This is a genomic window from Paraburkholderia sp. 2C (assembly GCF_054589215.1).
Genome location: NZ_BAAILL010000008.1, coordinates 1 through 928, shown reverse-complemented (window position 1 = coordinate 928; position 928 = coordinate 1). Strand labels below are relative to the sequence as shown.

Sequence of the window (928 nt, the reverse complement as noted above, 5' to 3'; positions counted from 1 at the left end):
GAGCCCCTTGCTGCACAGCTTGCCGAAGTTCGCCGGGTGAGCGGGGTCGCCCTTCACGCCGGTGATGCGTCCGTCCTCCGCCTCGATCAGCACGCCGCAGCCGACGCCGCAGTAACAGCAGGTGGAACGGGTGACGGTTTTCATCGGACCTCCATGGCGCGCGCTAGTCGAGGCACAGATAAACCGTGCCGTCTGCATCGACACGCACCGGAAAGTGGCGCGCGCAGCCTTCATCGGGCGCCTTCGCGAGGCCGCTGGCGAGATCGATATTCCACGCGTGCAGCGGGCAGGTCACGCTCTCGCCGTGCACGATGCCGAGCGACAGCGCGCCGCCCTTGTGCGGGCAGCGGTCGAGCAGCGCGAAGATGTTGTCCTGCGCGGTGCGGAAGATCGCGATATTGCCGTTCTCGCGTTCGAGCACGCGGCTGCCGAGCGGCGGAATATCGGCGACGGTGCAGATGCGCGTCCACGCGCGGGTCACTTGCATGTCCATGGTCATGTTCCTTCCTTTCCGTTCACTCGCGTTCGCGCTCAGGCCACGATTCTGAGCGGGATATATTCGTCCTTCTGCATGCCTTCGATGCGCGCTTCCCACGGATCGGGCAGGCCTTCGAGCGAATAGAGCAGCCGTTCGTAGAGCGCCTTGCGGCTCGCCGTATCCTCGACCACTTTCTGCTTCACGTAGTCGAGGCCGACGCGCGCGATGTAGTGCACGGTGCGATCGAGGTAATACGCCTCTTCGCGATAGAGCTGCAGGAACGCGCCCGTGTACTCCTTCACTTCATCGGGCGTCTTCACCTTCACGAGGAACTGCGCGACTTCGGTCCTGATACCGCCATTGCCGCCCACATACAGTTCCCAGCCGCTTTCGACCGCGATCACGCCGACGTCCTTGATGCCGGCCTCGGCGCAATTGCGCGGGCAGCCC

Annotated in this window: 2 protein-coding genes and 1 pseudogene; all 3 read right to left on the bottom strand. The window is 64.4% G+C overall.

Going from position 1 to position 928, the window contains the following annotated elements:
* The coding region (locus tag ACYPXD_RS00980) for a hypothetical protein (RefSeq protein WP_459706435.1) at positions 1–144 on the bottom strand (144 nt) is incomplete at its 3' end.
* Between the two features lie 19 nt (positions 145–163).
* Positions 164–493, bottom strand: a complete 330-nt coding sequence (gene nirD, locus ACYPXD_RS00975) for a nitrite reductase small subunit NirD (RefSeq protein ID WP_459706433.1) — start codon at positions 491–493, stop codon at positions 164–166.
* Positions 494–531: 38 nt separating this feature from the next.
* Positions 532–928, bottom strand: a pseudogene (locus ACYPXD_RS00970) (nitrite reductase large subunit); the annotation flags it as partial.

Bases quoted from the DNA above. Each gene is read 5' to 3' on its own strand.
- nirD (WP_459706433.1), bottom strand. From the start codon at position 493: ATGGACATGCAAGTGACCCGCGCGTGGACGCGCATCTGCACCGTCGCC.